Source organism: Ochrobactrum sp. WV_118_8 (genome assembly GCF_039631535.1).
In the GTDB taxonomy this organism is placed as follows: Bacteria; Pseudomonadota; Alphaproteobacteria; order Rhizobiales; family Rhizobiaceae; genus Brucella; species Brucella anthropi.
Map to the genome: position 1 here is coordinate 1,178,135 of NZ_JBDIUZ010000001.1, position 25,580 is coordinate 1,203,714.

Consider the following 25,580-nt stretch of genomic DNA (forward strand, 5'->3'; position numbering starts at 1 on the left):
TGAAAGACAGAAGGCCGATTTTTAATCGGCCATAGCTTCTTCATATTCGGTGGAAAGTTCCAGCCACTTGTCCTCTGCATCCGCAAGTGCAGAACGGGTATCGCTCATGTCCTTGTTGATCCGGACCGCCTTCTGGGGTTCCTTCTCGTAAAGCGCCGGGTCTTCCAGTTGCGACGAGAAGCCTTGAATCTGTTTCTGCAGTTTTTGAATCAAGGCTTCGGTTTCCTTGATCTTTTTCTGCAGCGGCGCCATGGCTTCGCGCTTCTGGGCGGCGAGCTTTCGCTGTTCAGCCTTGTTGACCTTGGCGTTATCGTCGCGGTCGGCAGCCGGTTCTCCCTTGGCATCAGCAAGAACGATCTGCCGGTATTCATCGAGATCGCCTTCAAACGCCTTCACACCGCCTTCGCGGACCAGCCAGAGTCGTTCCATCGTGGCTTCGATAAGATGGCGGTCGTGGGCAATCAGGATAACCGCGCCGTTGAAAGCGTTGAGCGCATGCACAAGCTCCTCGCGGCTGTCGATGTCGAGATGGTTGGTCGGTTCGTCGAGGATCAACAGGTTGGGACCATGAAAGGTCGCAAGTCCCATCAGGAGACGCGCTTTCTCGCCACCGGACAGGTCTTTGGCCGGCGTCAGCATCTTCTCGGTCGACAGGCCCATCTGCGCAACGCGCGCGCGCACCTTCGCTTCCGGTTCCATCGGCATCAGCTTGCGCACATGCTCGATGGCATTGTCTTCAGGAATCAGATCGTCCATCTGGTGCTGTGCGAAGAATGCGACTTTCAGGCTCGGCGAAAGCGTGAGCGTGCCTTTTTCCGGCGTCAGACGACCGGCAATCAGCTTTGCAAGCGTTGACTTACCGTTACCGTTCGAGCCGAGGAGGGCGATGCGGTCATCATTGTCGATGCGCAAGGTCACATTGCGAAGGACCGGCTTGCCGGGCACATAACCGACATCGGCATTATCAAGCGCGATGACAGGCGATGCCGTCTTTTTGTCAGCGTCTGGAAAACGAAACGGCTGCACATTGCTTTCAACATAAAGCTCGATTGGTTTGAGCTTTTCCAAAGCCTTCATGCGCGATTGTGCCTGACGGGCTTTGGTGGCCTTGGCACGGAACCGTTCCACGAAGGATTCCATGTGCTTGCGGTGGGCTTCCTGCTTGGCGTGGGCCTTCTGCTGCAATTCCAGCATTTCGTGACGCTGGCGCTCGAACTGATCGTAATTGCCGCGCCAGAAGCTGATCTTCTTCTGGTCGAGATGCATGATCGAACTGGTCGCCGAGTTCAGGAGATCACGGTCGTGGCTGATGATGATGACGGTGTGTGGATAGCGCTTTACATAGTCGACCAGCCACAGCACGCCTTCAAGGTCGAGATAGTTGGTCGGTTCGTCGAGCAGCAGCAGGTCCGGCTCGGCAAAAAGAACCGCTGCCAGAGCGACGCACATGCGCCAGCCGCCGGAAAACGCGGACGCAGGCTGGCGTTGTGCTTCGGCGTTGAAACCGAGACCGGACAGAATGGCGCCTGCGCGAGCTTCCGCCGAATGCGCATTGATATCGGCAAGGCGTGTATGAATTTCCGCAATGCGGTGCGGGTCGGTTGCCGTGTCGGCCTCTTCAAGAAGTGCTGTGCGCTCCTTGTCCGCCTTCATGACGATTTCAATCAGTGCGTCCTCGGTGCCGGGCGCTTCCTGCGCCACCTGACCGATACGAGTATTTTTCGGAAGCGAGATGCTACCTGTTTCCGGCGCAAGATCGCCCGTGATCACACGAAACAGCGTGGATTTGCCGGTGCCGTTGCGGCCGACGAAACCCGTCTTCGACCCCGCAGGCAGCGTTACGCTGGCGTGGTCGATCAAGAGGCGTCCGGCAATTCGTACGGAGATGTCGTCAAGGATAAGCATGGTGAAATCGCTTTTGCACGGCTTGAAGCGTTTCCGCAAGTATCAACATCAGTCAGGCGAAGCGGCGTCCGCCTTCGGTTCGCTGGAATTGTGAGAGGTCGAGCGACGGAGCGTCGGTACCGAGCCGCGTCAATGCCGCGTGGATCTGGCCGCGATGATGGGTCTGGTGATTGAACAGATGCGCCAGCGAAGGCGCAAGCCGCTGGCTCATCGTGCGCATGTCCGAAACGGTCGTATAGGTAAAACGTCCAGCAAGCTTGTCGGCGTTCAAGGAGTCGGTGTACCGGCAGATGCGTTCATCTTCGGCATGACGCAGATCGCGCAGCGTGATGAAATTGTCGGTGATGATGGCGTCGAGTTGCTTTGGATGGTCGCCTTCGCCGGTAAACCGCTTCATCCAGATGCGGTCGGTGACCAGAAGATGGTTGAGCGTGCGATGGATCGAACCGAAGAACAGCCCAAGATCGAGCCGGTATTCCTCGTCGCTCAGATCGGCGGCAGCGGCATAGAGCAGTTCGTTGGCCCAGCGATTGTACCACGCAAACATTTGAAAATGCTGTTCCATACAAGTTCCCCGCTACCCGATAGCCTGAATCAGAGTGGCATTATCTATGCCTTCAAATTTCCGTCGTCTCAAGCAGCTAGGCGGTATGCGATGTGTTCTAAATTGAACGGCCTCTTGGCAATTCGGCCTATCGACGGTATAGAGCCTCACTTTTCTAAAAATTCCAGCGAACAAGGTGTCATAATGGCAATCGAACGTACCTTCTCCATGATCAAGCCCGATGCGACCCGCCGCAACCTGACCGGCGCAATCACCGCCAAGCTCGAAGCAGCTGGCCTGCGCGTCGTCGCTTCGAAGCGCGTCTGGATGAGCCTGCGTGAAGCTGAAGGCTTCTATGCTGTTCACAAGGATCGTCCGTTCTTCGGCGAACTGACTGAATTCATGTCTTCCGGCCCAACGATCGTTCAGGTTCTGGAAGGCGAAAACGCCATCGCCAAGAACCGCGAAGTCATGGGTGCAACCAACCCGGCCAACGCTGACGAAGGCACCATCCGCAAGGAATTCGCTCTGTCGATCGGCGAAAATTCGGTTCACGGTTCCGACGCTCCGGAAACCGCTGCAGAAGAAATTGCTTACTGGTTCTCGGGCACCGAAATCGTCGGCTAATCCCAACGAGAATTCAAAGAAAAAGCCCGGCATTGCCGGGCTTTTTTTGTTGGGTGGGATGACGCGCAGAAGCAAATCTCAGAGGCTCTGTGCGAGCCTTGCCATCTCTTTCCCTTCGTCATCGAAGAGAACAAGCTTGCCCATGTCGATCTTGTAGGACTTGGTTTTGCCGAGCACATCGAGGAACTTGCGTTCCTGGTTCATGAGGGCAGGCGGGCACTGGACATAGGTCGATCCGATATCGGCAAAGGAAATGTTTTCCCCGGTCACGACCGCCTTGCTGAAATAACGGTTGCAGCCACCTGAGCCACTGACGGCACCGTCGCTCGAAACCGTCAGCGTCGTCTGGGCATTGTCGATCACGCCGCCGCCCTGAATGTCTTCCGCGAGCCAGTCCTTGCCCTCGATGCCGATGGCAACGCCTTCATCACCGCTCTTGCGAACCATCACAACCTTGATTTCTGCCGGTTCTCCGGGGTTCTCCGGATCGATGGTATAGCGCTCGTCATTGACGAACCATAGCGTATCGCCTGCCGAAATGCGCGCCTGCAGGGCATAGGTATGACCGGGCTGAATCTGGTCCGTATCAAAATTGATGGCAAACGGGATCGGCGATCCCTGAACGGATTCAATCCGCGTTTCGCCAATGACTTTGGAAGGAGCGTCGGCCAGCGAGACATCGGAAAGCTGAACCGTCAGGTTTGCCTCCGGTGGCAGCGCGATACGCTCACGATACATCACCTTGCCGCTGACGGTTTTTTCCGCGGCAATGCTGCTCGTCGGCATCGACGTGGTCAGGAATAAGGCAGCGCCACCAAGCGCGCCAATGCCGACCACGAGTGCCGCAGCAATTGAAAGGGTTTTTGCCAGTCCATTTCGCATCGTCAAAGCCCGAAACTTCCGTTCCCACACGCGTCATCTGTTGCAAGACAGATGGCGCTGATGCGGTTTCCAATCTGTCTTTCATTATCGCTTGTCAGCGTCTGATTCATCATGCCGACATTAGCGAAATCTTCATGTGAAAATTGTGGCAGCGCAAGAACACACCACCTAAATTAGTCATTATTCTAGGGGGTTAAATAGTTAATTCACGATTAAAATGAGAAATAGAGATCAACAGAATAGCTGGCAATCGAAAGATTACGACTGTTTCCAGCGTTCGCGGATCTTTTCGTCTTCCTCTTTGGACGACACCCAGCCACCAACCGAACCATCTGCGAGATGTTCCCGCTTCCAGAAGGGGGCGTCGGTTTTCATGTAGTCCATCAGGAATGAGGCGGCCTCGAAAGCCGCATGTCGATGCGACGACGCTGCTGCAACCAGAACGATGTTTTCGCCCGGTTTGATGAGTCCATAACGGTGAATGATCGTGAGGGCTGTTATCGGCCAGCGCTCGATGGCCTGTCGGGCGATGCGGGTGATTTCAGCTTCGGCCATGCCCGGATAATGCTCCAGTTCCAGAGCGGAAAGCGAGCCGCTTTCATCGCGACACAACCCGGTAAAGGTTACGATAGCGCCGATATCCGTGCGCCCATGCTCAAGCTTGCGCAGTTCCGCTGCCGTGTCGAAGTCTTCACTTCTTATGCCGACGAAAAGTGGGCATGTCATTAGGGCATTTCCAGTTTTGCTTGAATCATTGAAAATGGCCTATGTTTTTCTTTTACGCATTATCCTACGCAAAACCGCTCCGCACTTTTGCTGGAAATGCTCTTGCCCGCTCACTTCATCCTCCCGTCATGGGCGGAAAGAGCGCAACTTCATCGCCGTCATTCACGAGTTCAACGTGCTCGGCATGTTCCTGATTGATCGCGGCACGGATGACATGTTCGTGCTCGAAGGCGGCTTCATATTCATCACCGCGCGATTTCAGGTGGCTGATCAGGTCAGCCACTGTCGTTTTGGGTGAGGGAAGTTCGATTAACTCTTCACCCTTGCCGATTTTCTCGCGCACCCATGCAAAATAGACGAGTTTTACCGTCACTGGATCAATCCATTACGTGTTTGAGGCCCGCCTTGAAATAGTCCCAGCCCGTATAAAGCGTCAGAAGAGCCGATATCCAAAGCAGGACAATACCCATTTCGGTTACATAGGGCACGACTTTGTCACCAGCAGGGCCTGCGAGCAGAAAAGCGAGAGCAACCATTTGTGCTGTCGTCTTCCATTTGGCGAGACGGGAGACGGGAACGCTGACCTTCAGTTCGGCAAGATACTCACGCAACCCCGAAACAAGGATTTCGCGGCAAAGGATGATGATTGCGGCCCACAGCGTCCAGCCGGCGATCGTGCCATCAGCTGCCAGAAGCAGCAGGATGGCGGATACGAGCAGCTTGTCGGCAATCGGGTCCAACATGCGACCGATGGTCGATGTCTGCTTCCAGATGCGGGCGAGGTACCCGTCGAAAAAGTCTGTAATGCTGGCGACGATAAACAATCCCAGAGCTGTCCATCGGGCGAAATCGCTTGATTCCAGCCGCCCCTCGACAAAGAAGCACAATACCACAAGGGGAACGGCGATGATCCGGCCGTAAGTGAGGATATTGGGCAAGGAGAGGGTATGATTTTTCTGCATTGTTCCGCCACGTCGTTGTTAGCGCACATCAACAGGGATGACCGATAAAATCAACACCTGCGAATATGTTCTGCCGGGACCTAATGACGCTTGTGCATAAATCCCGGACAAAATTGCGTCATCTGTCACGAAAATGATCGTGAATCGTCTTGGCCATGGCTTCCGAGATACCTTCGATCTGCATCAGATCGGCAACCGCGGCTCTGGAAACCGCTTTTGCAGTCCCGAAATGGTGCAGCAGGGCACGCTTGCGCGATGGGCCGATTCCCGCAATTTCATCGAGCGGATTCTTGACCATTTCCTTCTTGCGACGGGCGCGGTGTGTGCCGATGGCAAACCGGTGCGCTTCGTCGCGCAGGCGCTGGATGAAATAAAGTACAGGATCGCGCGGCGGCAGCGTGAAGGCCTGTTTGCCTTCCACGAAGAAACGCTCGCGCCCCGCTTCACGGTCGACGCCCTTGGCAATACCGATTGCATTGACGAGATGGCTGATTCCAAGCTCCCCGAGAATTTGCCTGACCGCACCGACCTGGCCTTGACCGCCGTCGATCAAAATGACATCGGGCCATGCGGGAAATGTATCGGTTACTTCTGCGTCAGTGGGCTCTTCCGGCGTGCCATGCTCCTTGACCAGCCGTGAGAAGCGCCGCTCGATAACCTCGCGCATCATGCCGAAGTCGTCGCCCGGCGTGATGTCGGTCGAGCGGATATTAAACTTCCGGTACTGGTTTTTGACAAAGCCTTCCGGCCCGGCGACGATCATGCCTCCGACGGCATTCGTGCCCATGATATGCGAGTTATCGTAGACCTCGATGCGGCGCGGGGATTGGGACAGGCCGAAGGTCTCAGCCATGCCTTGCAACAGGCGCGCCTGTGACGATGTTTCTGCAAGCCGCCGTCCAAGCGCTTCTCGCGCATTGGTCAGGGCGTGATCGACAAGGTCTTTCTTCTCGCCGCGCTGTGGAACGTTGACCTGCACCTTATGGCCCGCGCGCGTCGAGAGCGCTTCGGCAATAAGCGATTGCTCCTCAACCGTTTCGGACAAGAGAACCAGCCGTGGACACGGCTTGTCGTCATAGAACTGGGACAGGAATGCCCCCAGAACCTCTGCCGGGCCGAGCGAACTGTCCGCTTTGGGGAAATAGGCGCGATTGCCCCAGTTCTGGCCGGTACGGAAGAAGAAAACCTGAATGCAGGTCATGCCGCCTTCCTGATGGATGGCGAAAACGTCAGCCTCTTCGACCGTCTGTGGATTGATACCCTGATGTGACTGGACGTGTGAAAGCGCAGCCAGGCGATCCCGGTAAACAGCTGCATGTTCGAAATCGAGATCAGCCGATGCGGCTTGCATTGCCGTTGCAAGGTGGTCTTTTACCGACTGGCTCTTGCCGGACAGAAACGCCTTGGCCTCGTTGACGAGTTCGGCATAGTCCTCATCGCTGATCTCGTGCGTGCAGGGGCCGGAACAACGCTTGATCTGAAAGAGAAGGCAGGGACGGGTGCGTGTCTCAAAAACCGAATCCGTGCATGTCCGCAACAGAAAGGCGCGCTGAAGCGCGTTGATCGTGCGACCGACAGCACCGGCAGAGGCGAATGGGCCGAAGTAGTCTCCCTTGCGGGACCGTGCACCGCGATGCTTGAAAATGCCGGGTGCCCGATGGTCGCCAGTCAGGAGAATATAGGGAAACGACTTGTCATCGCGCATCAGCACGTTGAAGCGCGGACGCAATCTCTTGATGAGATTTGCTTCCAGCAACAAGGCCTCGGTTTCTGTCCGGGTGACGACGAATTCCATCGTCACCGTTTCGCGGATCATCCGGGTGATGCGATTCGAATGGCCGATCCCGCGCGCATAATTGGAGACGCGCTTCTTGAGATTGCGTGCCTTGCCGACATAGAGCACGTCACCATCGCTGTTGAACATGCGATAGACGCCCGGATTGTTCGGCAGGCGCTTCACGAAAGCATTGATGATGTCCTGACCGCTCAGGCCTTCAATGTCCGGCAGGCCATCCGAAGAATCCCATTGAATGGAATCGGCAGCGGACGGCGAGGCAGGAGCGTCGACTATATCGTCCGTCTCGTCATCATCGTCGGTTTCCGCATCACCAATGATTATACCGGCCACATCCTGCTCGTCATCTGACGGCAGGTTTGCAACGGCATCCTCATTGTTCTTGCGGTTCCCGGTCATTCGGTGATTCCTGCAATATCCGGGGTTTCCCATGCCAGATGCTGTCCGCCATCAAGTGCGATCATCTGGCCGGTGACTGAGCGGCTTTCCCAGAAATAGCGAACAGTACGCCCAAATTCCGACAATTCCGGCGCACGCTGCAAAAGAAGTTTCTCGACCTGCCGTTCGAAATCGCCTGGCTTCTGCCGTTCGCTCGGCAATGTTGGACCAGGTGCGATTGCATTGACCCGAATCTGCGGAGCAAGCGCTTGTGCCATCGTTCGGGTGGCGTTCCAGAGGGCCGTCTTTGAAAGCGTATAGGAAAAGAAGTTCGGATTGAGCTTCCAGACGCGCTGGTCGATGACATTGACGACAAGCGCTTCTTCACCATCGGGCAGGGCTTTTGCCATTTCTTCAGCCAACAGGACAGGCGCCTTGAGGTGGATGGCAAAGTGCTTGTCCCACAGCGTCATGTCCAGTTGGCCGATACGGTCATCTTCAAAGAGCGATGCATTATTGACGAGGAGCTGGATCGGCCCGATCTGGCGCGACGCATCTTGCACAAGATTGCGAATATCAGATTCGGACGAAAGGTCCGCGCGCACGACACAGGCTTTGCCGCCTTGTTCATTTATGGACGCTGCAAGGGCGGCGCCTTCATCGATGGAGTGATTATAGTGTATGGCGACCGGGAAGCCATGGGCGGCGAGGTCTTCGACAATTGCCTTCCCAATGCGCCGTGCGCCGCCGGTGACCAGAACCGGGCATTTAGCAAGCAGGCGAGGCTCTTGATCGTTCAACACGGTAAACACTTTCTTATCGAGATTCTTCAATCGATTTCATGCCATTTCGGTCGGAAGATTGCAGCTAAAAACAGCGCCCGCAATGTTCACAACTGACAAATTTGTAGAGATTTCAGCGGCTTCGTGTCACTTCGCCGCGCGTTGCCGTCACTGCAATCGACGTTATCCCACTATATAGGTGGCTGAATTCGGCGTTGCGATAATGCAACATCGTATTTTTGCCATGTTCTCGTCAGGTTTTCTCCCCAGAAGCGGGCATTTCGTGCCGCAATTACCGCCGATATGTCGATCCTGTCAGCGCGGCATGGACGATTTGCTCCCAACATCGTCCGCCCGATAAGGGACCGCGCTAAAGGTAATTTGTGTAAGGAGAATGCTATGCGCACTCTTAAGTCTCTCGTAATCGCCTCGGCTGCGCTGCTGCCGTTCTCTGCGACTGCTTTCGCTGCTGATGCCATTCAGGAACAGCCTCCTGTTCCGGCTCCGGTCGAAATGGCTCCGCAGTACAGCTGGGCTGGTGGCTACACCGGTCTGTACCTCGGCTACGGCTGGAACAAGGTCAAGACCGACACCGTAGGCACCGTTAAGCCTGACGATATGAAGGCTGGCGCTTACGCTGGCTGGAACTTCCAGCAGGACCAGTTCGTATACGGTGTTGAAGGCGATGCCGGCTACTCCTGGGCCAAGAAGACCAAGGACGGTCTGGAAGTTAAGCAGGGCTTCGAAGGCTCGCTGCGTGCACGTCTCGGCTACGACCTGAACCCGGTTATGCCGTACATCACGGCTGGTGTTGCCGGTTCGCAGGTCAAGCTTGACAATGGCTTTGACGACGAAAGCAAGTTCCGCGTTGGTTGGACTGCTGGTGCCGGTCTGGAAGCTAAGCTCACGGACAACATCCTGGGCCGCGTTGAATACCGCTACACCCAGTTCGGTAACAAGACCTACGACCTCGGCAACGAATCGGTTCGTAACAAGCTCGACACCCACGACATCCGCGTCGGCGTTGGCTACAAGTTCTAATTATCTGATAATTGAACACGGAAAACCGGGCAGGCAACTGCCCGGTTTTTTGTTGCGCTGTTTAGCTCAGTTGTTCGCGGCATCTGTCAGCCAGTCGCGAAATGCGGCCATCGCTTGCGTTTCCGTCCGCGACTGTAGCCTTGTCAGCCAGTAGCTGCCCATCGTCACCGTCGTCTCGAACGGCTGGACAATGGTTTCCGACAGCAATTGCCGGGAGAACATCAGTGGCGGGGCGAGCGCAATGCCCGCTCCCTGCATGGCGGCTTCCATCATCGCGAGCGACGAATCGAACATGATGCTTCGCGGCAGGGGCATGTCGCCCGTGACGCCTGCTGCCTGAAACCACTGCGTCCATTCATCGGCACGATAGGAGCGCAGCAAAGTGTGTCGTGCGAGATCGGCCGGTGTTCGCAATTCGCGCGCCAGTTCCGGGATGCAAAGTGGCGACAGGGGCGCTTCCAGCAATCGGGTTGCGTCGATGCCGTGCCAGGCGCCGCTCCCGAAACGGATCGCGTAATCCAGTCCCTCCGCCGCAATATCCACCCGGTTGTTGTTGGTCGAAAGCCGCAGGTCGATGAACGGGTAGCGATTCTGAAAATCGCGCAAACGTGGCAGTAGCCAGCCGACGGCCAAGGTGCCGACAGCACCCACACGCAAGATTTCCCGATAATGCCCCGCTTCGAAACGCTCTAGCGTTCCGGCAATCCTGTCGAATGCGTCCTTTAATGTGGGAAGCAGCGTTTCTCCTTCGCTCGTCAGCATCAGCCCGCGGGGCAGGCGCTCGAACAATGTCACGTTCAGACGGGTTTCGAGGCTCTTGACCTGATGGCTGACAGCTGCCTGCGTGACGCAAAGTTCAATCGCGGCCTTCGTAAAGCTCAGATGGCGCGCCGATGCCTCGAAGGCGCGCAGCGAATTGAGCGGGAGATGCGGTCGAACCATGTTGCCCCAAATTTTTCTAATGCCAAATGCTAGATAACGTCGTTTGTCGCGCCAGCGCAAGCATCGTATATAAGCTGGGCCTGAAAGGCTTATATCCCGCAAAGCGGGCTTCAATATAATGGACCGCGCAATACCAGCTATGTCTTGAGAAAGATGCAGCGGAACGCATAATCATGAGGTTTATGTATCTGTCATGAGAAAATCTACGACACTTTTGATCGGTTTCCTCACCACTGCCGCTATTATCCCGAATAACGGCGCGCTGGCTGCGAGCAAGGCGAATGATGGCGACTTGCGCCGTATTGTCGATGAAACGGTGCGCCCGCTCATGGCCGAGCAGAAAATCCCCGGCATGGCCGTCGCTATAACCATCGACGGCAAGAGCCACTTCTTCGGTTATGGTGTGGCATCGAAGGAAAGCGGGCAAAAAGTCACCGAAGACACGATTTTCGAGATCGGCTCGGTCAGCAAGACCTTCACTGCAATGCTCGGCGGCTACGGGCTGGCGACAGGCGCGTTCACTCTGTCCGATCCCGCGACCAAATGGGCCCCCGAACTGGCAGACAGCAGCTTCGACAAGATCACCATGCTTGATCTTGGGACCTACACGCCGGGCGGATTGCCCCTCCAGTTTCCCGATGCTGTCACCGATGACAGTTCGATGCTGGCATATTTCAAGAAATGGAAGCCGGACTATCCGGCAGGCACGCAGCGTCGCTATTCGAATCCCAGCATCGGCCTGTTCGGCTATCTGGCGGCACGGAGCATGGACAAGCCGTTCGACGTTTTAATGGAACAAACGCTTCTGCCTGCATTCGGCCTGAAGAACACCTTCGTCAATGTGCCGGAAAGCCAGATGAAGAACTACGCCTACGGCTATTCCAAAGCCAACAAGCCGATCCGGGTATCGGGCGGGACGCTGGATGCACAAGCCTATGGCATCAAGACCACCGCGCTTGATCTTGCCCGCTTCGTCGAACTGAACATTGACAGCTCATCTCTGGAGCCTGATTTCCAGAAAGCCGTCGCCGCAACACACACGGGTTACTACCATGTCGATGCGAACAATCAGGGACTTGGCTGGGAGTTCTACAACTATCCGACTGCGCTCAAGACACTTCTTGCCGGCAATTCGTCGGACATGGCGCTGAAGTCGCACAAAATCGAGAAATTCGATACACCTCGCCAACCGTCAGCTGATGTGCTGATCAATAAGACAGGCTCAACCAACGGCTTTGGCGCTTATGCGGCCTTTATTCCTGCGAAGAAGATCGGAATTGTTCTGCTTGCCAACCGGAATTATCCGATCGATGAGCGCGTAAAGGCTGCCTATCGGATATTGCAGGCGCTCGACAACAAGCAATAGGCCGCAAAAAAGAACCCCGGAAAATCCGGGGTTTTTTCTTTCCAGACCGATCAGCCGCGCGGCAGCAGTTCAGTCAATTCCGGATGCACTTCCTGAAAGCGCTTCATCCAGCGCTTGAGCTTGGGACGGTTACGTTCCCATTTGCCCTCGAAGCGCAGCGCCAGATAGCCCAGCGTGGCGGCGACAGCGATATGACCGCCATGCAGCTTGCCCGCCAGACGTGGCGGTGCTTCGTTCAGAAGATCGAGCGCACGTTCAGCCTTGCGCCATTGCAGGTCGAGCCAGGGCTGATGAATCTTTTCTTCGGGACGCATACGGCGTTCATAGACATGTGCCAGAAGCACGTCGCAGAGACCGTCGGCGATGGCTTCATAGCGCTCTGCATCGGTGCGCTTTTCGGCATTACGCGGGAAGAGCTTGTTACCCGAAACCCGGTTCAGATATTGGATGATTGCACGGCTGTCGAAAACCGATTTGCCATCATCCGTCACCAGCGTCGGAATTTTTCCGAGCGGATTGGCATGGATGAGGTTCTCCGGTTCCGCCGAGGTGTTGACGACGACGCTTTCAAACGGAATGCCGGCATAGTGAGCGGCCATGCGCACCTTCGCGCTGTAGGGCGAAGCAGGCGAATAGAGTATCTGTGTCATCGTTCGTTCCTAAACCGGATATGTGAAGTTTATTGCGTGGCGGGCATCATGACGGAGCGGCTTCGGCAAGCATTGGCATCGACCTGACCGCAGGCGCGGTATTGCAGGTCTTTTGTCATGCAGATGCGAACTTCCTGAAGATAGTTCCGCTTGCAGCTTATCGAAATTCCGTCCGGCTTCATGCCGGGATTGGCTGCGATAAAGGCTTTTTCGACGAGAAGGGGATCAACACGCCGACCACTCGCCAGATTGCGCAGGCTGGGCGGAATGTTGACCTGATCGAAAGCGTTACGCAGCGTTGAGAAATATTCGTCCTGCGACAGGCCCGAACAACTGCCGTGTTTGCGCCATTGATAAGCGACAAGACCGGCAGAAGGCATGATATCCGACAGGCGGGAAATGATTGGACGAGGCACATAGCTGCCCCGACTGCGGGCATTGTCGAACTGGCAGTTCGCCGGATAGCCCCATTCGTTCTGTGGCCAGAGACCGTGCACCACGAAACCGAAAGGACGGTTGGTTCCACATTGCTGCTTGTTGGCGCGGGGGCCTTCGGAGGCACAATAGCTCGGCGACCAGGAGAGGGCGAGGACGTAGAAGTCGAACTCGCCCGCAACGTCATCAGCATGGCTTGGTGCGACTGCCAAAACACTCGCAACTGCCGCTGCGAGCAACGTAAACGCAGCTGCACCAAAATTCCGCAGCATATGCCCTCCACTCAATCGTTGGTCAAGGCTTCAGTGTCTGAATCAAAAAGCGACAGGCCGAGGCGAAAATGGTGATTTTCGAGTACCGGAGCGGAGCGTACTTAAAGGTACGTGAGCACCGGAACGCAGACAAATTGCCATTTGCAGACCGGCATGGCGACTTTTGGAGCAGACACTAGTGGATTGAATTTGACGTTTGATACCCGTCCGATATAAATCTCGTTTCAAACGTCAAATTCGAAAAATCCACTAGATTCATAAAGTTACTAGTGGTCTTTTGATTCCGACATTTGCTCAGTGCTCATATCCGAGGGATGCAAATGTCGGAATCAGACCACTAGCGAAGAACGCGGCAGCTCGCGTCGTAAACATACCAGCGGTCGAAACCATCGACGCAGAATTCGACGTTGCGGCCCATCGAGGCAAAGCCCTGACCTTCTTCGACCATATACCAGACCGAACGGTACTGACCGTCGGTCAGAACGGCGGTTGCCTTGCAATAGGTACGTTCGATCTGGGCCGGATTGGTCTTCGGCTCATAGCGTGTCAACTGGACATCGCTCATCGCCGAAATACCGACCTGCGGCAGGTTCGGGACATGACGTACCTGATAGCCAAAATCGGAAACCACCGAGCGCAAAACGCTCTGCTGGCTGCAAGCGCCTGCATCGGCAACGCCTGCTGGAGCAGGAGTGAGATAGTCTGCGGCACTGGCCGGCAGAGACACAAGCGTCAGGGGAAGGACAGACGCAGCAAACAGGGCTGCGCGTGAATACTGTCCGATACGTTCCAGGGTTCGTTGCATATCTCTGTCCTGTCCCAAATTGCGAGCTCGCACCCGCTCTAATCTGTGATAGCCGAAGCGTTGAGGCGCAGTTTCTGTCAGCAATTCGCGCGGGTCAAGTGCGATCCGTCTCGCTGCGCACCCACTTGATGCTGAAATTGCTCCCTTTTTCCTCCGCCAGAAGCTTGGTAAGGCAGGGAAGCAGGGTTTGCATCTCACTTTCGAGTGTATAGGGCGGATTAACGACAATCATGCCGGTGCCATCAAGGCGTGGTTCAGCGGACGGTGCACGAATCGCAAGCTCAATCTGCATGATCTTTGGAATGCCGGTTTCCCGCAGCTGCCGGGTGAACCGTTCTGTGTCCTTGCGATCTTTCACCGGATACCACAGTGCATAGATGCCGCCGCCGAAGCGCTTGTAGGCCTTGGCCAGACCGTCGACCAGACGATCGAATTCGCCATCCTTTTCAAAAGGCGGGTCGACCAGAACCATGCCGCGTTTTTCTTTGGGCGGAAGGTGGGCGCCCAGCGCAAGCCAGCCGTCGAGCTCCGTCACGCGGACCTGATAATCACCGTCAAAAAGTTTCGCCAGCTTGGTGGAGTCCTGCGGATGCAGTTCCAGTGCGGACAGGCGATCCTGCTTGCGCAGCAAATGCCGGACGACAAGCGGCGAACCCGGATAATGGCGAAGCTTTTCACCGTTGTTGACCGCACGGACAGCGGCGAGATAGGGCTCCAGAAGTTCAAGCGCGGGCTGCTCGATCTGCCCTTTCTTCACCGCGTCCATGATGCGGTCGATACCGCCCGTCCACTCGCCGGTTTTGCCTGCTTCGATACCCTTCAGGTCGTAGAGGCCAATGCCTGCATGGGTGTCGATGACGCGAAAGGCTTGATCCTTGCGTTTCAGATACTCGACAAGACGCGTCAGGATGACGTGCTTTACGACATCCGCAAAATTTCCGGCGTGATAGGCGTGACGATAATTCATGGTTGCGCTTGTTTCATGTCGGCCAGTTTTCGGCAAGAGGCAGTGATATCCAAAAAGACCCCGGTCTGCGTCGTTCCTGCAATATCTCTCCTGTCACAAATGTGACATACAACTTTCATCATCCGCTCTGTAGCTTTGAGTCGAGTCCCGAAATGTCTGGTGGCGTCCTTCTGATCGTCCTCTTTGGCGCGTTTCTCCACGCGAGCTGGAACGCAATTGTAAAGGGAAGCGGAGACAAGTTCTTCGGCGCAGCCAGTGTAACCGGTGCAGCCGGTTTGATTGCTCTTTTTATCCTGCCATTCTTGCCACTGCCGAACCCGGCAAGCTGGGGCTATATAGTTGCTTCAACCGTCACGCAGGTATTCTACATGTCGCTCGTGGCCGCGGCTTATAAATCGGGCGACATGAGCGAAGCCTATCCGATTATGCGCGGCACGCCGCCCTTGCTGGTGGCGCTGGTGAGTGCCCCCTTGGTCGGCGAGGTTATGGGCTGGCAAAGCTGGCTTGGGATCGTGCTGATCTGTTCCGGTGTTCTTGCGATGGCGCTGGATGCCCGCCGCAGAAATCGTGGCGCATCAAGTCGCACGGCGCTGCTTGCGCTCGCGAATGCGGGCTTCATCGCAAGCTATACGATCATTGATGGCCTCGGTGTTCGTGTCTCGGGCGCACCGATTTCCTATACGCTGTGGCTATTCCTGATGAACGCCATGCCGCTGGCAGGCTGGGCTCTTTATCGTGAACCGAACAGGTTTATCCAATATCTGCGCAATCACTGGCGACCGGCCATGATTGGCGGTGTCGGAACCCTCGGTTCTTACGGATTGGCACTTTGGGCGATGACCATGGCTCCGATTGCCGTCGTGGCGGCGCTTCGCGAAACGGCTATCCTCTTCGGCGTACTCATCTCGGCTGTGGTATTGAAGGAAAAGGTTGGCTTGCCGCGTTTCATCGCTGCCGGTCTTATTGTTCTTGGTGCGATTTCGCTCCGCCTGTCGTGAAAATTTATTTCGTCACAGTGACAATCTTCCGGCAGAAATTCGTTTCTGTGCGAAGTGGCTTGAGATAATAAAGTAACATGAACCAGCACGCTCCCATCTCGAACATCAAAACAGGTCATTCGGCTTGCCCGCACGACTGCCCGTCAACTTGCGCACTCGATGTCGAAATTCTCGATGAGCGCACGATTGGGCGCGTGCGCGGCGCAAAGGACAATAGCTACACGGCTGGCGTCATCTGCGCCAAGGTGGCGCGCTATGCCGAGCGGGTTCATCATCCTGACCGCCTCAAGCATCCGCTGGTTCGTGCCGGTGCGAAAGGCGCGGGGCAGTGGAAGGAAGCTTCATGGGAAGCAGCACTTGATCTCATTGCCGAGCGCTTCCTGAAAGCCGAGCATGAGTTTGGCAGCGAAAGCGTCTGGCCCTATTACTATGCTGGCACGATGGGGCTGGTGCAGCGCGACTCGATCAATCGTCTGCGTTTCGCCAAGCGCTATTCCAACCAGTTCGACAGTTTCTGTACCAATATGGCCTGGACTGGCTATTTTGCGGGAACAGGAAGCCTGACCGGTCCCGATCCGCGTGAAATGGCAAAGGCAGATGTGGTGGTGATCTGGGGCACCAATGCCGCCGCCACGCAGGTCAATGTGATGACCCACGCGGTTCGGGCGCGAAAGGAACGCGGCGCAAAGATCGTCGTCATCGATGTTTATGCCAATGCGACCGTCCGGCAGGCGGATATGGGCATTGTGCTGAAACCGGGTACGGATGGCGCCTTTGCCTGCGCGGTCATGCATGTGCTGTTCCGTGATGGCCTTGCAGACTGGGATTATCTGGAGCGCTACACCGATGATCCGAAAGGACTGGAAGCGCATCTTCAAACCCGGACACCGGAATGGGCGGCCGCCATCACCGGCCTGTCCGTCGAAGAGATCGAGGCATTTGCCCATCTCGTCGGCAAGACCAAGCGCACCTATTTCCGTCTCGGCTATGGTTTCACCCGCCAGCGCAACGGCGCGGTGAACATGCACGCAGCTTCTTCGATTGCCTGTGTGACAGGCGCTTTCCTTTATGAAGGCGGTGGTGCATTCCACTCGAACTCAGGCATCTTCAAGATGGACAAGCGCGAGATCGAAGGTCGCGCCATGCAGGATGTAGGTCTTCGTTTTCTCGATCAGTCGAAGATCGGTCGTATTCTCACCGGTGACAGTGAGGCTCTTTATGGCGGCCCACCCGTCATGGCGATGCTGATCCAGAACACCAACCCGATGAATGTGACGCCGGAACAGAGGCTGGTTCGCAAAGGTTTCGCGCGCGAGGATCTTTTCGTTGCAGTGCACGAACAGTTCATGACCGATACGGCGAAGATGGCCGATGTCGTCCTGCCTGCGACGACATTCCTTGAGCATGACGATATCTATCGCGGCGGTGGACAGCAGCATGTGGTTCTGGGACCGAAGCTGATCGAGCCTCTTGCCGATGCGCGCCCGAATATTTTCGTTATCAACGAATTGGCGAAACGTCTCGGCGTTGCGCATCTGCCGGGTTTTGATCTCGACGAGCGCACGCTGATCGACAACATGAATGCCAATAGCGACCTGCCGCAATTCGACGAATTGAAGGAAAAGCGCTTTGTCGATCTGCAGCCGCCCTTCGAAGAAGCGCATTATATCAATGGCTTCAAATGGCCGGATGGCAAGTTCCGCTTTCGTCCTGACTGGACCGGAAGCCCGTCGCCGAACAAGCCGCCGGAAGTCATGGGGCTGCAGGGACCCTTCCAGTCGATACCGGAATTTCCCGACCATTGGGAAGTGATCGAAACGGCGGATGCCGAGCATCCCTTCCGCATGACGACCTCACCGGCGCATAACTTCCTGAATTCGACCTTTGCCGAGACACCGACATCGCTCGCCAAGGAAATCCGGCCAGAATTGCTTATTCATCCTGATGACGCGGCTGAGCTTGGCATCGAGAATGGTGAGCGGATCGAGATCGGCAATCATCGTGGCGAGCTGGTGCTTCATGCCGTGCTGCGTGCCGGGCAAAAGCGTGGTGTCGCGGTGTCGGAGGGCATTTTCCCGAATTCGACATTCGAGCGCGGCGAGGGGATCAATATATTGATCGGCGCTGAACCTGCCGCACCCTATGGCGGGCTGGCGGTGCACGATACCAAGATCTGGATTCGAAAAATAAACTCATAAATATTTATCCAACAACGCCGGGGCGCATATATAAACTATATATGCGCCCCGGCGTTGTTGTTTATTCGCGCTGCTCGTTAGCCAGCGTAACGCAGTTTCAGCTTGGAAACACCCACAGCTGCATTCAGGCCACGCTGGCCCTGAAGCGAGATCGGCTGAAGCGAAATCGTCTTCCACGAACCGCCGGTCAGGATGTTGGTGCCGAAGCCGACGCCGATCGCGGCATTGGCAGATGCGCCGACATAACGGCCCTGAAGAGCGCCTTCGGGACGAACGGTCGGAGCCCACACAGCCCAGGCGACACGACCGCCATTGATGAAGCCGACATCGATACCGAGCTTGGTAATCGTCCCTGTATAACGCTCAGCCGGACCACGTCCACGGGCTGGGCTGAATACGCAGTCCACATCCTGCTGGCTGCCGATGATGACGCCGATGGCAGGGGAGATATCGCAGGACAGCGTGCCGACTTCCGAGCGCGGCTGGGTGCGACCCGAAGCGGGAGGAGCTACGTAGTCGGCAGCAATGGCTGGAGCCGTGACCGCAATGCCTGAAATGACGGCCATTGCCGAAAGGAAGGAAGTCGAAAAACGGAGAGACATGTCCTTGTCCTCTTCTAAAACACACATTGAAAGAGACGCTTACACGTCCCTTAACGAGATTTGCCGAAGCAAGTTCCGTTACGAAGGGGAATTAGAGCTTTTTGCGGGAAATTAAAGTTTTATTAACAAAAAACTTCGTCTGTGATTAATTTGCCGCGGTTGAACATGGAAAGAGCGCCATCAGGCGCTCAAAACCATCGTATCGGCCATATCCGGCTGGCCGTTTTGCTCATCGGCAAATTTGCGAAGAGCCAATGCATAAAGTTGATGCTCGGCTTTGAGAACGCGGGCTGCGAGCGCTTCGGCATCGTCGCCAACATGTACCGGCACCGCCGCCTGGGCCAGAATCGGACCTTCATCCATCTCTTCCGTGACCAGATGAACGGTACAGCCTGCGACTTTCATGCCCGCATCCAGCGCGCGTTGATGGGTATGCAGTCCAGGGAAAAGCGGGAGCAGGGAAGGATGAATGTTGAGGATGCGGCCTTCATAGGGAGCAATGAAGCGGCCCGACAAGAGGCGCATATAGCCAGCAAGGCAGATCATATCCGGTTTCAACGCGGCGAGCGCGTCCAGAATGGCATCTTCATGCTCATCCTTCGAGGCAAAGTCCTTGCGCTTGAAAACCTGTGTCGCAATACCGGCAGCCTTTGCTTTGGCAAGGCCACCAGCTTCTTCCTTGTCGGAAAAGACCGCCACCACTTCCGCCGGAAAATCGGCGGCTTGCGCAGCGCGGATCAGCGCCTCCATATTGGAGCCGCCGCCCGAAATGAAGATGACGACCCGCTTGCGGCTCATAGCGAAAGCGTGCCTTTGTAGACGACGCCGTCCTTTTCACGCTTCACCATCTGGCCGAGCGTGACAACCTTTTCGCCTTCAGCGGCAAGGGCAGCCACGACTTCCTCGACCTTTTCAGGCTTCACGACGGCAATCATGCCGATGCCGCAATTGAATGTGCGCAGCATTTCGTTCGGCTCGACGCCGCCCGTCTTGGCAAGCCAGGAGAAGACCGCCGGAACGGAAATCGACGTAAGATCGATTTCGGCAGCGAGACCGTCCGGCAGAACGCGCGGAATATTGTCGGGAAAACCGCCGCCAGTGATGTGGGCCAGCGCCTTGATACCGTCTGAAGCGCGGATCGCAGCGAGGAGGGGCTTCACATAAATACGTGTTGGGGTGAGCAGCGCTTCACCGAGTGTTGCGCCCGGCTGGAACGGGGCATCGGACTTCCAGCCGAGGCCGGAGAGTTCAACGATGCGGCGTACCAGTGAAAATCCGTTGGAATGAACACCGGACGAAGCAAGGCCGAGTATGACATCACCTTCGGCGATATCGCCACGCGGCAGCAGACGGTCGCGTTCAGCCGCACCAACAGCGAAACCGGCAAGATCATAATCGCCGTCGCGATACATGCCGGGCATTTCAGCGGTTTCACCGCCTATCAGTGCGCTACCGGCTTGTCGGCATCCTTCTGCGATACCCGCAACGATATCGACACCCTGATCCGGCGAAAGCTTGCCGGTCGCAAAATAGTCGAGGAAGAAAAGCGGTTCAGCACCCTGAACGACGAGATCGTTGACGCACATGGCAACAAGATCAATGCCCACCGTGTCGTGCTTGTCGGCATCGATGGCGATCTTCAGCTTGGTGCCGACACCATCATTGGCGGCAACGAGTACCGGATCCTTGAAGCCAGCAGCCTTGAGGTCGAACAGCCCGCCAAAACCGCCGATCTCGCCATCCGCACCGGGGCGGCGCGTGGAGCGCACGAGCGGCTTGATCTTCTCGACCATCAGGTTCCCGGCATCGATGTCGACACCAGCCTGCGCATAGGTCAGGCCGTTCTGGCCAACAGGCTTATCGGCGGGCTTATTTTCCATGGTCATGGCCTGCTCCTGAAATTGGGTGCTTATCCACGCAGCTGTTTAATGCATTTTCGGCAAAAGCGTGTAACGGTTTTGCTCAAGAAAAATGCGATAAACAGAGAATGTGCGCGCAATGGCACGAGACGGCGCTGCCTGCAAGGCCACAAGGCTCGAAAAGAGCGAAACAGTGCAGGATTCTGCCTGAAATCGTAAAGCACCGTCCATAACTCGATAGAAGGTTGTGTTTCGTCAGGCTTTTCGCACAGACATTGCAATCCTCAGTAACCGTTCTAACTTGTTCCCGTTCGCACTAAGATATCCGTAACGCCATTCTGCTATCAGGACTGGCTCTATCCAATTCGTTTCCTGGAAATAGATGCACATGGTCAAGAAACCGACACCCACGCGCACGAGCGCCAGCCGAACGATCCGTCAGTCGGAAGCGACAGTTCGGGATGGTGATATCCACGTCAATGTGGAAGTCGGCGCGCTGACCGGCTCTTCGGTGCGCCGTCAGGCGATGTTCTGGGTGGGGACCGTCGCGGTCTTCGTTCTGTTCCTGATCGTATTCAGTTCAGTGCTGTTGCCTTTTGTTGCGGGCATGGCGCTGGCCTATTTCCTCGACCCTGTCGCAGACAGGCTGGAACGTTTCGGCTTGTCCCGGCTTACGGCCACAATCGTCATCCTGCTCATCTTCCTGATGGCGCTGGTAGTCGGCCTGATGATTATTGTGCCGATCTTGGCAACCCAGCTAGCTGACTTCATTTCTAAAATTCCAGACTACATCACACAACTTCAGTCGCTTCTGGCAAACGAAGATTCGCAATGGCTGAAGAAATATATCGGTATTGACAGTTCGGTCATTCAGCAGAATCTGAGTTCTCTGCTCCAGCAGGGCGCCGGGTTCATGTCGACCTTGCTTCAATCCCTGTGGAATTCGGGGAAATCGCTGATCGATATTGCGGGGCTTTTCGTCGTCACTCCGGTGGTTGCATTCTACATGCTTCTGGATTGGGACCGCATGGTCAGCAGCATCGATTCATGGGTGCCGCGCCGTCAGCTTCATACCGTGCGCCGCATCGCCCGCGAGATGAATGCCGCCGTCGCCGGTTTCATTCGCGGGCAGGGAACGCTCTGTCTCATTCTGGGAACCTATTACGCCATCGGTCTCACGCTGACCGGACTTAATTTCGGCCTGTTGATCGGCTTTTTTGCCGGTCTCATCAGCTTTATTCCCTATATCGGTTCCTTTGTTGGTCTGGCGCTCGCCATCGGTGTGGCGCTGGTCCAGTTCTGGCCTGACTGGATCATGATCTGTGCCGTCGCGGGTGTGTTTTTCCTTGGTCAGTTTGTGGAAGGAAACATCCTCCAGCCGAAGCTCGTCGGCTCGTCCGTGGGGCTTCATCCGGTCTGGCTTATGTTCGCTCTTTTTGCCTTCGGCTCGCTGTTCGGCTTTACAGGAATGCTGGTGGCAGTGCCCGCAGCGGCTGCAGTCGGGGTGCTTGTGCGGTTCGCATTGAATAGCTATCTCCATTCACCGATGTATGATCCTGCCTACCATCAGCCAAACCCCGACGCCGGGCCGCTGATCGAGGCAGGCGAGAATGCAGGCAAAGAGAAATGAGATTGGGTCGTAACCGGACAAGGTTTGAAACGGGATTTGCAGGAGGCCGCGATGCGTGAGGCACCGCGCCAGATTCCGTTGAATCTTGAGCATCAGCCCGGTTATCATCGGGAAGACATGATCGTCACGGGTTCTAACCGTGCCGCTGTCGATCTTATCGATCGCTGGCCGAACTGGCTGTCGCCTGTCACGATCCTTGCCGGGCCGACGGGATCAGGCAAGACGCATCTGGCGGAAATCTGGCGCGCCGGAACAGGTGCACTTCTGGTAGACCCCACGAACATTACCGAGGAAGCTGTAAACGGCGCTGCCGAATATCCGGTGCTGATCGACGATATAGGTGCTGCGCCTTTCGATGAAACCGGACTTTTCCATCTCATCAACAGCGTTCGGCAGAATGCGGCTCAGGGGGTTGGGCCTTCCCTGCTCATGACCTCCCGTCTGTGGCCAGCCAACTGGAACGTAAAGCTTCCCGATCTTGCCTCGCGCCTCAAGGCTGCAACCGTCGTGGAAATTTCGGAACCGGACGATCTGCTGCTTTCCGGCGTTATTCACAAACTCTTCGCGGACCGGCAGGTAAGCGTCGAGCCGCATGTCGTCGCCTATCTGGTGAGCCGGATCGAGCGCTCGCTTCTGTCTGCGATCCAGATCGTCGACAAGCTTGACCGGGCGGCACTTGAGCAGAAAAGCCGCATCACGCGCACGCTTGCCGCTCAGGTTCTGGCGGGCAGCGAACAGCCGGAACGCTGAGGATGAAGATAGCGGTCACCGGAGCGGGTGGTTTTATCGGAAGCGCACTCACTCAAGTGCTAATCGGGGAAGGGCATGAAGTCCTGCCTCTGTCCCGGAATGAACTGTCTGATCCATATTTCTCAGGTGTTGAAACGGTTGTTCATTGTGCAGCACTTGCTCACCGCACTGGCGCAGAACGACCGGATGCCGATACATTCAATGCGGTCAATCATCGACTGGCCGTGGAACTCGCCACCAAGGCAAAAGCCGCCGGCGTAAAGCGCTTCGTGTTTGTATCCACGATCTATACGATTGTGGGAAACCCGTCGCCGCTGAGGCCGGACATGCCACTGAAGCCGCGTGATGATTACGGCCGTGCCAAGGCGAAGGCGGAAGCCGATCTGCGCGAAATCAACGGGATCGAGATCGTCATCGCGCGCCCGGTTCTCGTTTACGGTCCCGGAGCGCGGGCGAACCTGAAAGCCTTGATGAAGCTCTGCAACAGCGGATTGCCGTTGCCGTTCGGTCTGGCAGACAACAGGCGCAGTTTCGTGTCGCTTGAAAACGTCGCCCATGCGCTGACATTATTAAGCGTGGCGCCTGCCGAAAAGGTTGCCGGGCGGGTGTTTCATCTTGCTGAGCCGCAACCGCGCTCCACAAAAGAACTCGTGACGAAGCTGCGTGCTGCCTTGGGAAAGCCTTTGCGTCTTGTACCCGTTCCACCGGTCTTCATGCGGCTCCTGCTATCGGCAGCGGGCAAAAGCGGTCTCTACGACCAGCTTTATGGTGATCTGGTCGCAGACAGTTCATCACTGATTGAAGCAGGATTCGATTATCTGCCGGGCGATCGGCAGCTCGAAGCAATGGCGCGTGGTCTGGATTAGAGCATGTCTCCCAAAAGTGGGAACCGGTTTTTGGGATAAAGACAAGCGTAAAAACAAAGAGATAGAGCGGTTCCGTTTTAACCGGAGCAGCTCTAGTTTTTCTGGCCGACAGCTTTGGGCGGCTCCATGCGTGAATGCGCTGGATTTGGAGCCTGTTTTGGTGCGGCTGCCGTTGCAGTTTGCGTCTTCCTGGCAATCGAGCCGGTGATAAGGCTTGCACTGTCAGGCTTGTTGCGTCCACCGATAAGCTGATCTTCATGCACCCAGCCGATCATGTTCGTCTTCGGGACGATCACGCGATGCCAGCGTCCGGTCTTTCCATAGGAGCGCATCTCACGGCCTTTTTCCACGACGCCGATGGATGGCGACTTGTCCCACGCATTCTTATGGATGGTGAGTCGCGCCTTGGCATAAATCACCGAAGGCGAGCTTGCGGGAGTGTTGACGCCACGCGGCGGCATGGAGCGCAGTGCAGCGGCTGGTGGGGACACGACAACCTGATTTGTGGGGCGGGGCGGGGTGGCGGTCTGGATTGCTGCCTGCTGTACCGGCTTTTGCGGTGCGGGTGACATAACGGGCGCCGATGGACGCGGCACAGGGCCGACGGCAGCGCCATAATCCTTCGACCACGCCTTGTTCTCGGGGGCCTTGCTTTCGGGTGCTTTGCTGGTGACGGTCGCCTTTGGCTCGGCTCTCGCAGATGACTGTGTGTTCGGCTTGGAAGCGGGGCGCTGGAACAGGGCTGTGATCGCGGCTTGCGGGCTCTTGTGCTGCGAGGTTGCCCACAGGCTGAAAGCACCAAGGCCGAGGATTGCGGCAAGCGCGAGCATGGGAGTGGACGAGCCGGATGACTTGCCCGACGACCTGGCCGAGCGCTTTGTGGAGCGCTTGGGCGAGCGGGTGGTGCGTTTCCGTGCAGCCATCGTCTGTCTCCTCTTCGAATCGCGATGGGGAGACGCTACCAATTGTTCCTTCGCATTTGGTTACCGCAGCATCGGGCGCGAACGGCTGGAACGACGAAGCGGAAACAAAAAACGCCGCTTTCGCGGCGTTTCAAGGTGGATTGGTGAAGACTTACTGGTGCCCAGACGTCTTGTCATCGCAAGAGGTTTGGCCTGAAGCCTTCTTCTGCTGCCGTTGGTTGGCTTCGCTTGCTTCAACTGCGTTGCGCAACTCTGCCCATTCGCGTTCATGACGACGATAAAGCTCGTCGGAAACAGTCTGGATACCCATTTCGGTCCTCCGTTTTATCTGGTGCCCCAAATAACATGGCGAAGTCCGAAACGTTGCATCACAAAGCGTAAGCGTTTGAAATCTTAATCGGTTTATATGTTTATAACGTCTTGCTGATTTCAGTTTTCCTGAATGGAAACACCACCTTCTCCGATTTTCATCTCAATCCCGGCGGGTTTAGTCTCTTCACGATAGACATAAACCGCAAGACCCGCAGCCACGACAATCAGCGCGCCAATAATCAGATAAAGCCCGTTTCTATTCACATTCAGTCTCCAGCTGGTTGATGGTGAAGTGGGAACGTTCGCGCGCGTGATTTGGTTCCGCAGAACATGATGACCACAAAAATGCGTCATCCTTTTTTT

The 25,580-nt window shown here is 56.2% G+C and carries 27 protein-coding genes; 8 read left to right on the plus strand and 19 right to left on the minus strand.

Going from position 1 to position 25,580, the window contains the following annotated elements:
• Positions 1-21: 21 nt before the first annotated feature.
• A complete protein-coding gene (locus tag ABDF71_RS05620) occupies positions 22-1,905 on the minus strand; it encodes an ABC-F family ATP-binding cassette domain-containing protein (protein WP_500061282.1) in 1,884 nt (627 codons plus the stop codon).
• A gap of 52 nt (positions 1,906-1,957) precedes the next feature.
• Positions 1,958-2,470, minus strand: coding sequence for a DinB family protein (locus ABDF71_RS05625; RefSeq protein WP_010661673.1), 513 nt, complete (start codon positions 2,468-2,470; stop codon positions 1,958-1,960).
• Between the two features lie 183 nt (positions 2,471-2,653).
• Here ABDF71_RS05625 and ndk point away from each other — a divergent pair, with 183 nt between their 5' ends.
• Positions 2,654-3,076 (plus strand): nucleoside-diphosphate kinase, encoded by a 423-nt coding sequence (gene ndk, locus ABDF71_RS05630; RefSeq protein ID WP_010661674.1) that lies wholly within the window; start codon positions 2,654-2,656, stop codon positions 3,074-3,076.
• A gap of 78 nt (positions 3,077-3,154) precedes the next feature.
• Here ndk and ABDF71_RS05635 read toward each other — a convergent pair whose 3' ends face one another.
• From ABDF71_RS05635 to ABDF71_RS05660, 6 genes are all read right to left on the minus strand, one after another.
• The gene (locus ABDF71_RS05635; protein WP_010661675.1) at positions 3,155-3,958 is read right to left on the minus strand and encodes a YbaY family lipoprotein; all 804 of its coding nucleotides are present in this window, start codon (positions 3,956-3,958) and stop codon (positions 3,155-3,157) included.
• Positions 3,959-4,216: 258 nt separating this feature from the next.
• The gene (locus tag ABDF71_RS05640; RefSeq protein WP_029925213.1) at positions 4,217-4,684 is read right to left on the minus strand and encodes a molybdenum cofactor biosynthesis protein MoaE; all 468 of its coding nucleotides are present in this window, start codon (positions 4,682-4,684) and stop codon (positions 4,217-4,219) included.
• Between the two features lie 115 nt (positions 4,685-4,799).
• On the minus strand, positions 4,800-5,057 hold the full coding sequence (gene moaD / locus ABDF71_RS05645; protein ID WP_010661677.1) for a molybdopterin converting factor subunit 1: 258 nt from the start codon (positions 5,055-5,057) through the stop codon (positions 4,800-4,802).
• 4 nt (positions 5,058-5,061) lie between these two features.
• Positions 5,062-5,646, minus strand: coding sequence for a CDP-diacylglycerol--glycerol-3-phosphate 3-phosphatidyltransferase (gene pgsA / locus ABDF71_RS05650; protein ID WP_010661678.1), 585 nt, complete (start codon positions 5,644-5,646; stop codon positions 5,062-5,064).
• Between the two features lie 118 nt (positions 5,647-5,764).
• The gene (uvrC, locus tag ABDF71_RS05655) at positions 5,765-7,840 is read right to left on the minus strand and encodes an excinuclease ABC subunit UvrC (RefSeq protein WP_258124765.1); all 2,076 of its coding nucleotides are present in this window, start codon (positions 7,838-7,840) and stop codon (positions 5,765-5,767) included.
• Positions 7,837-8,652, minus strand: a complete 816-nt coding sequence (locus ABDF71_RS05660) for an SDR family oxidoreductase (protein WP_036580704.1) — start codon at positions 8,650-8,652, stop codon at positions 7,837-7,839. The genes uvrC and ABDF71_RS05660 overlap by 4 nt, the downstream gene beginning before the upstream one ends.
• A 348-nt stretch (positions 8,653-9,000) precedes the next feature.
• Between ABDF71_RS05660 and omp25 the strand changes: the two genes are divergently transcribed.
• Entirely contained in the window at positions 9,001-9,642 is a 642-nt protein-coding gene (gene omp25, locus ABDF71_RS05665; RefSeq protein WP_040129487.1) for an outer membrane protein Omp25, read from the plus strand.
• Between the two features lie 66 nt (positions 9,643-9,708).
• Here omp25 and ABDF71_RS05670 read toward each other — a convergent pair whose 3' ends face one another.
• Complete coding sequence (locus tag ABDF71_RS05670) at positions 9,709-10,584, minus strand: LysR family transcriptional regulator (protein WP_012092382.1); 876 nt, start codon at positions 10,582-10,584, stop codon at positions 9,709-9,711.
• 193 nt (positions 10,585-10,777) lie between these two features.
• On the opposite strand from ABDF71_RS05670, the gene blaOCH reads away from it, so the two are divergent.
• Entirely contained in the window at positions 10,778-11,950 is a 1,173-nt protein-coding gene (blaOCH, locus tag ABDF71_RS05675; protein WP_500061287.1) for an OCH family extended-spectrum class C beta-lactamase, read from the plus strand.
• Between the two features lie 50 nt (positions 11,951-12,000).
• Here blaOCH and ABDF71_RS05680 read toward each other — a convergent pair whose 3' ends face one another.
• The 4 genes from ABDF71_RS05680 to ABDF71_RS05695 form a co-directional block, all read right to left on the minus strand.
• Positions 12,001-12,600 carry a glutathione S-transferase gene (locus ABDF71_RS05680; protein WP_010661684.1) on the minus strand — a complete coding sequence of 200 codons (600 nt, stop codon included), beginning with the start codon at positions 12,598-12,600 and terminating at the stop codon, positions 12,001-12,003.
• A 29-nt stretch (positions 12,601-12,629) separates the two neighbouring features.
• A complete protein-coding gene (locus ABDF71_RS05685) occupies positions 12,630-13,307 on the minus strand; it encodes a ribonuclease T2 family protein (protein ID WP_012092380.1) in 678 nt (225 codons plus the stop codon).
• Between the two features lie 337 nt (positions 13,308-13,644).
• Positions 13,645-14,112 (minus strand): phage portal protein, encoded by a 468-nt coding sequence (locus ABDF71_RS05690; protein ID WP_010661686.1) that lies wholly within the window; start codon positions 14,110-14,112, stop codon positions 13,645-13,647.
• Positions 14,113-14,206: 94 nt separating this feature from the next.
• Positions 14,207-15,079, minus strand: a complete 873-nt coding sequence (locus ABDF71_RS05695; protein WP_125301253.1) for a 23S rRNA (adenine(2030)-N(6))-methyltransferase RlmJ — start codon at positions 15,077-15,079, stop codon at positions 14,207-14,209.
• A gap of 152 nt (positions 15,080-15,231) precedes the next feature.
• Here ABDF71_RS05695 and ABDF71_RS05700 point away from each other — a divergent pair, with 152 nt between their 5' ends.
• Complete coding sequence (locus tag ABDF71_RS05700) at positions 15,232-16,077, plus strand: DMT family transporter (RefSeq protein ID WP_010661688.1); 846 nt, start codon at positions 15,232-15,234, stop codon at positions 16,075-16,077.
• A gap of 77 nt (positions 16,078-16,154) precedes the next feature.
• Complete coding sequence (locus tag ABDF71_RS05705) at positions 16,155-18,275, plus strand: molybdopterin oxidoreductase family protein (RefSeq protein WP_029925199.1); 2,121 nt, start codon at positions 16,155-16,157, stop codon at positions 18,273-18,275.
• Between the two features lie 77 nt (positions 18,276-18,352).
• Here the strand turns inward: ABDF71_RS05705 and ABDF71_RS05710 are convergent, their stop codons facing one another.
• The 3 genes from ABDF71_RS05710 to purM form a co-directional block, all read right to left on the minus strand.
• Entirely contained in the window at positions 18,353-18,877 is a 525-nt protein-coding gene (locus ABDF71_RS05710; RefSeq protein WP_010661690.1) for a DUF992 domain-containing protein, read from the minus strand.
• 180 nt (positions 18,878-19,057) lie between these two features.
• Positions 19,058-19,675, minus strand: coding sequence for a phosphoribosylglycinamide formyltransferase (purN, locus tag ABDF71_RS05715; RefSeq protein WP_500061291.1), 618 nt, complete (start codon positions 19,673-19,675; stop codon positions 19,058-19,060).
• Positions 19,672-20,763, minus strand: coding sequence for a phosphoribosylformylglycinamidine cyclo-ligase (gene purM / locus ABDF71_RS05720; RefSeq protein ID WP_029925191.1), 1,092 nt, complete (start codon positions 20,761-20,763; stop codon positions 19,672-19,674). Before purM ends, purN begins: the two co-directional genes overlap by 4 nt.
• A 361-nt stretch (positions 20,764-21,124) precedes the next feature.
• On the opposite strand from purM, the gene ABDF71_RS05725 reads away from it, so the two are divergent.
• From ABDF71_RS05725 to ABDF71_RS05735, 3 genes are read left to right on the plus strand one after another with little or no spacing between them, the layout of a single operon-like run.
• Positions 21,125-22,366, plus strand: coding sequence for an AI-2E family transporter (locus tag ABDF71_RS05725; RefSeq protein WP_029376318.1), 1,242 nt, complete (start codon positions 21,125-21,127; stop codon positions 22,364-22,366).
• A 51-nt stretch (positions 22,367-22,417) separates the two neighbouring features.
• On the plus strand, positions 22,418-23,116 hold the full coding sequence (gene hdaA, locus ABDF71_RS05730; protein ID WP_010661694.1) for a DnaA regulatory inactivator HdaA: 699 nt from the start codon (positions 22,418-22,420) through the stop codon (positions 23,114-23,116).
• Between the two features lie 2 nt (positions 23,117-23,118).
• On the plus strand, positions 23,119-23,982 hold the full coding sequence (locus tag ABDF71_RS05735; protein ID WP_500061294.1) for an NAD-dependent epimerase/dehydratase family protein: 864 nt from the start codon (positions 23,119-23,121) through the stop codon (positions 23,980-23,982).
• Between the two features lie 92 nt (positions 23,983-24,074).
• Here the strand turns inward: ABDF71_RS05735 and ABDF71_RS05740 are convergent, their stop codons facing one another.
• The 3 genes from ABDF71_RS05740 to ABDF71_RS05750 all read right to left on the minus strand — a co-directional run bounded on the left by ABDF71_RS05740 (position 24,075) and on the right by ABDF71_RS05750 (position 25,481).
• Complete coding sequence (locus ABDF71_RS05740; protein ID WP_500061296.1) at positions 24,075-24,905, minus strand: hypothetical protein; 831 nt, start codon at positions 24,903-24,905, stop codon at positions 24,075-24,077.
• A gap of 151 nt (positions 24,906-25,056) precedes the next feature.
• Entirely contained in the window at positions 25,057-25,215 is a 159-nt protein-coding gene (locus tag ABDF71_RS05745) for a hypothetical protein (RefSeq protein ID WP_167387083.1), read from the minus strand.
• A gap of 119 nt (positions 25,216-25,334) precedes the next feature.
• Entirely contained in the window at positions 25,335-25,481 is a 147-nt protein-coding gene (locus ABDF71_RS05750) for a hypothetical protein (protein ID WP_010661698.1), read from the minus strand.
• Positions 25,482-25,580 lie beyond the last annotated feature (99 nt).

What these genes read in the sequence shown, in the direction of transcription:
- ABDF71_RS05620 (WP_500061282.1), bottom strand. Translation starts at nt 1,905, where the DNA reads ATGCTTATCCTTGACGACATCTCCGTACGAATTGCCGGACGCCTCTTG.
- ABDF71_RS05625 (WP_010661673.1), bottom strand. Translation starts at nt 2,470, where the DNA reads ATGGAACAGCATTTTCAAATGTTTGCGTGGTACAATCGCTGGGCCAAC.
- ndk (WP_010661674.1), top strand. Translation starts at nt 2,654, where the DNA reads ATGGCAATCGAACGTACCTTCTCCATGATCAAGCCCGATGCGACCCGC.
- ABDF71_RS05635 (WP_010661675.1), bottom strand. Translation starts at nt 3,958, where the DNA reads ATGCGAAATGGACTGGCAAAAACCCTTTCAATTGCTGCGGCACTCGTG.
- ABDF71_RS05640 (WP_029925213.1), bottom strand. Translation starts at nt 4,684, where the DNA reads ATGACATGCCCACTTTTCGTCGGCATAAGAAGTGAAGACTTCGACACG.
- pgsA (WP_010661678.1), bottom strand. Translation starts at nt 5,646, where the DNA reads ATGCAGAAAAATCATACCCTCTCCTTGCCCAATATCCTCACTTACGGC.
- uvrC (WP_258124765.1), bottom strand. Translation starts at nt 7,840, where the DNA reads ATGACCGGGAACCGCAAGAACAATGAGGATGCCGTTGCAAACCTGCCG.
- omp25 (WP_040129487.1), top strand. Translation starts at nt 9,001, where the DNA reads ATGCGCACTCTTAAGTCTCTCGTAATCGCCTCGGCTGCGCTGCTGCCG.
- ABDF71_RS05670 (WP_012092382.1), bottom strand. Translation starts at nt 10,584, where the DNA reads ATGGTTCGACCGCATCTCCCGCTCAATTCGCTGCGCGCCTTCGAGGCA.
- blaOCH (WP_500061287.1), top strand. Translation starts at nt 10,778, where the DNA reads ATGAGAAAATCTACGACACTTTTGATCGGTTTCCTCACCACTGCCGCT.
- ABDF71_RS05680 (WP_010661684.1), bottom strand. Translation starts at nt 12,600, where the DNA reads ATGACACAGATACTCTATTCGCCTGCTTCGCCCTACAGCGCGAAGGTG.
- ABDF71_RS05685 (WP_012092380.1), bottom strand. Translation starts at nt 13,307, where the DNA reads ATGCTGCGGAATTTTGGTGCAGCTGCGTTTACGTTGCTCGCAGCGGCA.
- ABDF71_RS05690 (WP_010661686.1), bottom strand. Translation starts at nt 14,112, where the DNA reads ATGCAACGAACCCTGGAACGTATCGGACAGTATTCACGCGCAGCCCTG.
- ABDF71_RS05695 (WP_125301253.1), bottom strand. Translation starts at nt 15,079, where the DNA reads ATGAATTATCGTCACGCCTATCACGCCGGAAATTTTGCGGATGTCGTA.
- ABDF71_RS05700 (WP_010661688.1), top strand. Translation starts at nt 15,232, where the DNA reads ATGTCTGGTGGCGTCCTTCTGATCGTCCTCTTTGGCGCGTTTCTCCAC.
- ABDF71_RS05705 (WP_029925199.1), top strand. Translation starts at nt 16,155, where the DNA reads ATGAACCAGCACGCTCCCATCTCGAACATCAAAACAGGTCATTCGGCT.
- ABDF71_RS05710 (WP_010661690.1), bottom strand. Translation starts at nt 18,877, where the DNA reads ATGTCTCTCCGTTTTTCGACTTCCTTCCTTTCGGCAATGGCCGTCATT.
- purN (WP_500061291.1), bottom strand. Translation starts at nt 19,675, where the DNA reads ATGAGCCGCAAGCGGGTCGTCATCTTCATTTCGGGCGGCGGCTCCAAT.
- purM (WP_029925191.1), bottom strand. Translation starts at nt 20,763, where the DNA reads ATGACCATGGAAAATAAGCCCGCCGATAAGCCTGTTGGCCAGAACGGC.
- ABDF71_RS05725 (WP_029376318.1), top strand. Translation starts at nt 21,125, where the DNA reads ATGGTCAAGAAACCGACACCCACGCGCACGAGCGCCAGCCGAACGATC.
- hdaA (WP_010661694.1), top strand. Translation starts at nt 22,418, where the DNA reads ATGCGTGAGGCACCGCGCCAGATTCCGTTGAATCTTGAGCATCAGCCC.
- ABDF71_RS05735 (WP_500061294.1), top strand. Translation starts at nt 23,119, where the DNA reads ATGAAGATAGCGGTCACCGGAGCGGGTGGTTTTATCGGAAGCGCACTC.
- ABDF71_RS05740 (WP_500061296.1), bottom strand. Translation starts at nt 24,905, where the DNA reads ATGGCTGCACGGAAACGCACCACCCGCTCGCCCAAGCGCTCCACAAAG.
- ABDF71_RS05745 (WP_167387083.1), bottom strand. Translation starts at nt 25,215, where the DNA reads ATGGGTATCCAGACTGTTTCCGACGAGCTTTATCGTCGTCATGAACGC.